This is a genomic window from Microcystis sp. LEGE 00066, from assembly GCF_015207925.1.
In the GTDB taxonomy this organism is placed as follows: domain Bacteria; phylum Cyanobacteriota; class Cyanobacteriia; order Cyanobacteriales; family Microcystaceae; genus Microcystis; species Microcystis ichthyoblabe_A.
On record NZ_JADEVX010000244.1, the window covers coordinates 1 to 5,316 of the forward strand.

At 39.6% G+C, this 5,316-nt stretch carries 6 protein-coding genes; 5 read left to right on the plus strand and 1 reads right to left on the minus strand.

The features are described 5' to 3' along the window. Positions 1–101: 101 nt before the first annotated feature. Positions 102–860: an HNH endonuclease gene (locus IQ224_RS21390; RefSeq protein ID WP_002744625.1), complete on the plus strand. Its 759-nt coding sequence runs from the start codon at positions 102–104 to the stop codon at positions 858–860. Here the strand turns inward: IQ224_RS21390 and IQ224_RS21395 are convergent. Beyond that, the gene (locus IQ224_RS21395; RefSeq protein ID WP_002744627.1) at positions 853–1,893 is read right to left on the minus strand and encodes a DNA cytosine methyltransferase; all 1,041 of its coding nucleotides are present in this window, start codon (positions 1,891–1,893) and stop codon (positions 853–855) included. The genes IQ224_RS21390 and IQ224_RS21395 overlap by 8 nt on opposite strands. Positions 1,894–2,192: 299 nt before the next feature. On the opposite strand from IQ224_RS21395, the gene IQ224_RS21400 reads away from it, so the two are divergent. The 4 genes from IQ224_RS21400 (at position 2,193) to IQ224_RS21415 (ending at position 4,989) form a co-directional block, all read left to right on the plus strand. Continuing rightward, positions 2,193–3,230, plus strand: a complete 1,038-nt coding sequence (locus IQ224_RS21400) for a fatty acid desaturase (protein WP_036401178.1) — start codon at positions 2,193–2,195, stop codon at positions 3,228–3,230. Positions 3,231–4,232: 1,002 nt separating this feature from the next. Continuing rightward, on the plus strand, positions 4,233–4,436 hold the full coding sequence (locus IQ224_RS21405) for a type II toxin-antitoxin system HicB family antitoxin (protein WP_002744640.1): 204 nt from the start codon (positions 4,233–4,235) through the stop codon (positions 4,434–4,436). A 53-nt stretch (positions 4,437–4,489) separates the two neighbouring features. Further along, positions 4,490–4,717 carry a hypothetical protein gene (locus IQ224_RS21410; RefSeq protein ID WP_002735837.1) on the plus strand — a complete coding sequence of 76 codons (228 nt, stop codon included), beginning with the start codon at positions 4,490–4,492 and terminating at the stop codon, positions 4,715–4,717. Continuing rightward, positions 4,714–4,989 carry a hypothetical protein gene (locus IQ224_RS21415; RefSeq protein ID WP_194033472.1) on the plus strand — a complete coding sequence of 92 codons (276 nt, stop codon included), beginning with the start codon at positions 4,714–4,716 and terminating at the stop codon, positions 4,987–4,989. The genes IQ224_RS21410 and IQ224_RS21415 overlap by 4 nt, the downstream gene beginning before the upstream one ends. Positions 4,990–5,316: the final 327 nt, after the last annotated feature.

Genomic DNA, 5,316 nt, shown 5'->3' on the forward strand with positions numbered 1-5,316 from the left:
CCCTTAGTCCCCCCTTAGTCCCCCCTTTAATCCCCCCTTAATAAGGGGGGCATCTGACAATTTTTAACAGCCAATTATCTGTAATTTCTAGAGGTATTAAGATGAGTGGGATCAAGTTAGAAGATATTAGGGAAATTACCAAGAATCCTCAAGGAAAAGGATATTTAATTATCTTTAATGATAACAGAGTAATTATTTTATATAAAAAAAGAACTATTGCTGCTTTGCTAACTCTGATTAGGTATGGAGAAGGTTGTGAAAGCGATCTAACTAATGCGACCAATAATTTACAAGAGATAAAAACTATACTCAAGGGTAAAATTCCTGAAAATTTAATTCAAGATTCCTATGCTGATGCTAATAAACCCTTTAGCGAACTTTGGAATGAAGAGGGATTTAATTTTATTTCTGCTCCCCCAGGACAAAAAAGATTAGGCAGTCAAAAATATATTTTAGAGAGTTCCGATCATCAACGACTTTTTACCACTACTAAACCACCGATTAGAACACCTCCCTCATCCCTAATTCAGAGAAATATCTTAGAACAACAAAAAAATAAATGTAATTTTTGTGGCTCAATTCTTAAAAAGAAAGAAAATATCAATCAAAATACCTATGCTAGGGATCGAGTGCGTTTAGTTTGGGATCATCGGATTCCCGTAGAAAAAGGTGGAAATAGTGCCGATGACAATTTTCAAGCTCTCTGCTTCTATTGTAATAAATGCAAATGGCAAATCTGTAATCTTTGTAACTATGCTCCTGATAAATGTTCAGAATGTGTCTTAGCTTTTCCTGAAGTAACTAAGATTATTTTCCCCAGTCAAGAAAATATTGAATACCGGTTAAATCGAGCTAATTAAGTGATTTAGTAATATTTATACCAATATGTTTAATGACTGGGGGACAGACAGCGTTAGAAAGTTGTTTAATAGCAGCGGTGCGAGAAACAGGAAAATAATAATCATCGGGAAATCCCATTAATCTTTTTATTTCTAAGAGACTTAAATGTCTTCTTTCCTTGCTATACACTGGAATCATGGCACCACCACCGCTAACACTAACCGCAAAAGTAGGAAAGGGTTTTTGGATAGAAATTGCTCGGATGCCACTAGATCTCATTTGATAAATACAATTATCATAATCTACATTAACACTTGCCCTTTCAATACTTATTCTTGTTTTTGGCAGTTGAAAAGATAATTGTTCAGCAGTAATTCTGCCAGCATAATAATCAATATACTGCTGCCACTTTTCCGATATGGGAATTGAATAATCCCCCGGAACAATAATTTTTTCAATACCTACTTCTGCATGGCAAGGTTGGGGAAATTGAAAGTTTTTAATTCCTAAATCCTTGCGAAAAGCCAATAAAAAAAAGCGAGGTCTTGATTGAGGAATTTGGAAATATTTACTATCGATAACTGCATAAAAAGCCAGATAATTTATTTCCTTTAACTGGATTAATATATCTTTTAATATCTGCCCTTGATTTAAGCGCATGATATTACTAACATTTTCAAGAAAGATAACTTTAGGCTTTTTTTCATGGCAAATTCTGAGAATTTCCTGAATGGCTAGTCCGCGACTGTCTTGCCAACCTTTTTGTTGTCCTGCTCTGGAAAATGGCTGACAGGGAAATCCCCCACAAAAAACCTCAAAATCTGGAAGTAAGCTAGGAATTAAAGCTTCAACATCTTGCGGTTTTATGGATTCATGAAAATTGTGATTGTAGGTTTTCACACAATCTGGGTTATTTTCGTTGCTAAAAACACATTGCCAACCGATTTGTTCAAGACCGAGACGAAAGCCACCAATTCCCGCATAAAAATCGGCAAAAGTCAAGTAACTATGGGTAAAATTTTTATTAGCTGGACGAATAGGTAACTGGTTCATAATGTTGATTGAATAACCGAGAGTCTTATCTATTTTCTCAGATATTATTGTACTAGATGCCCAAGGGGACAGACGGACGGACAGGGGGAGAATGTGATTAACTTTCCCTAGGGGCTTTTGTTAAGTTACATTAAGCCCTACAATAAAATTCCAGTGAGTTAGACGAAATTCGCTCGATCGCTCGGTTTTATCTGCTCCTAGCTGAGATAGAGAAAAGATAGCGCACCGAGAAACAGAAAACTTGAGCTACTCAAGCCTTCGTCAATACTGCCCTGTTATCCATCTTAAGTTATAACCTAGTGTCCCAAACCCTACCTAAACCTGCCCTAAAAAGAGAATTTTTGCCATTTACCCTACAGGATGTCCGTCTAGCTATCCCGGCCCGTTGCTTCCAATCAAGCGTTTTTCGCTCTTTAGCCTACTTTTTTTTTGATATTGGCATCATTACCCTGCTTTACTGGATAACTTACCAGATTAATCAAGCATGGTTCTTCCCCCTTTTTTGGTTTATGCAGGGAACCATGTTTTGGTCCTTATTTGTCGTCGGTCACGATTGCGGTCACGGTTCCTTTTCCCGTTATCGTTGGTTAAATAACTTAATCGGTCATCTCAGTCATACTCCTATTCTCGTACCTTTCCACGGTTGGCGCATCAGTCATCGCACTCATCACGCTAATACTGGCAATATCGACACCGATGAAAGTTGGTATCCCGTCACGGAAACCCAGTATAACAATATGGCTTGGTACGAAAAATTAGCTCGTTTTCAGCTAATTTTATTTGTTTATCCCCTTTATCTTTTCCGTCGTTCCCCTAATAAACAGGGGTCCCATTTTATGCCCGAAAGCCCCCTCTTTCGCCCCTCGGAACGGTGGCAGGTACTGACTAGCACCGTTTGTTGTACCTTTATGTTAGGTCTATTAATCGGGGTGGGTATCAGCTACGGCTTTTGGTTTCTGTTTAACTACTACATCATGCCCTATATCGTCTTTGTGGTTTGGTTGGACCTAGTGACATTCCTACACCACACTGAAAATGATATTCCCTGGTATCGCGGTCAAGATTGGTACTTTCTCAAAGGAGCGCTTTCTACCATCGATCGCAATTATGGCATCTTTAATCCCATCCATCACCAAATTGGTACCCACGTCGCCCATCACATTTTTATCACTATTCCCCACTATCATCTCCAAGAAGCAACCGAGGCTATCCGTCCCGTCTTAGGAGACTATTATCGCGTCTCGAAAGAACCGATTTTCAGATCTCTCTGGCGGTCCTACCGCAATTGTCATTTTGTCAGTGACCAAGGCAGTAAGATTTTTTACCGCAAAAACTAATCCTGTCTTAGCTATCAAGAGGAAACGGCAGCAAAATCTGCCTCCTCCTCTCACACCGAGAATAGTTGCCAAAACTAGCGGTAAAGTCTTTGTCTTTATTTGATTCATTGGCAAGGAATTAAGCTGATGCCGTGAAATTGAACGACTTACAAAGGGAATGACATTGGCAGAATTGGCCAAGAATCAAACAAATATCCAAGCGGTTCTCTAGGATTTGATCATTTTGCTTTTCAACAGCTACTGGCAAGAGGATAGGCGTTGTCAGATGTAAAGATGAATCAAGCAAAAGTGTAGGGAACTGGAACATCCTTAAACTTAAGGTCATGAATTAGAAGCTTAAGGGAATTTTCTAATTTGCCGGCTCTCCCAGGTTTGGTGGGTAAAATGTATTCTAAGATACATTCCTCCTAGCGAGGGGGTGGAACGAACCACAAAGACATAAAGGACACAAAGATCGATCAATCCTATGTAAGTTAAACTTATCACACAGAACCTAGAAGAGCCATTTGCCTTCTCATCTCTTTATCTGACAACGCCTAGAACCAGCACAGGTTCGTCGAGTCCTACAGATTGTAGCACCGTTATCTGTAAATATTCTCATTTTCAAGGTTTAATTGGGCAATAGCTCTATCAATTAAATCACAGCCCTAGGCTGGTTTTACGCAAGGAAACTCAACCCCTTCGTTTAACTGAATATATTCCGATATAATCAAAGACAGGTCATTGAACGTTGAGGAAATACCGTCAACATCAGCCTAGATTTACCTTCAGAGCTAGAGAATGAGTTATCTACAAAATCCTCCTAAAACAGGGCTAGAGCTAGTTGCTTATTGGGAAAGCGTTGGGGTTATTGGCTCCCCACCTGATATTGCTTTTGGGCATAATGAACCCTTGGCACTTTCAACGTGAACCACTATCTAGTCATCCCGGGCTTGAGCATTGATTATGCTTGTGGAGTCCATCTGTTATCATCTTGGGTAGTTCTCTAAGGATTTAGTCCCTATGAAATGGCGAGTGATACTTGAACCCGATCCCGATACAAACGAATGGGCAATTTGGTGTCCGGAACTGCCCGGATGCACATCTGCTGGTATTACACAAGAGGAAGCTCTCAACAATATACAGGAGGTGATCGAGCTTTATTTACAACCTGATGCTATCGACCTTCTACCCGGAGCAGTAATCCGTGAGGTTATGGTGGGATGACTCGACTCGGGAGGTGGTAAAATAGTCCGATGCCTGTAAAACATTAACAAAATATGACTACTCTGTTGCAAAAAGCATTCACAGAAATCCAGAAACTGCCAGAGTCTCTTCAGGATGAACTTGCTCAACAATTGCTGGAAGACATTGAAAGTGAATTAAAATGGCAGCAAAGCCTTTCTAACGAAGATCTGGAATTGGGAGCTTTAATAACAATGGCACAGGAAGCCCTGATAGAAGAACAAGAGGGGAGAACAGAAGATAAAGGTTTTGGAGAAGAATGAAGTCAGCCAGAACCAAGAGGTTTCGTCAACTTTTTCTCAGTTTGCCGCAAAGGGTACAAGAAACAGCCAAGAAAAATTACGAGATTTGGAAAGAAAATTCATTTCACCCCAGCCTAGAGTTCAAAGAGGTGAAACCAAGAGAAAAAATCTGGTCAGTCAGAGTCGGCATTGGATGGCGAGCATTAGGGATTAAGAAGTCAGACGAAGAAAAGATAGTTTGGTTCTGGGTTGGTTCACACTCCGAGTATGACAAGATTCTAGGTAAGAATTAGGGCTCTTCTCGACTTTGTGTGATAATTTTTGCTTATGGAATCGTGAAATGTTGACGGAGAAAGACTTTTACGACTATTTTGCCGAAGAAACTATCAGTAGACCTCTTGCATAAATCCGAAAACAAACGATAGAAACAATAATGGGAGGGACTTTCAGTTAATTATTTATTAGTAGTTGATAATCTTCAAAAATGTTGCTGTACAACCCACATTCCGCACCCTAAGCTGTCACAGAGAGAAATTACGGAGAGAAAAAATCAAAGTGAGCATAAAAATAAACATAAGGAGCGAAAAAAGGCATTTGAGAAACAGTAAAGCACCAAAAAT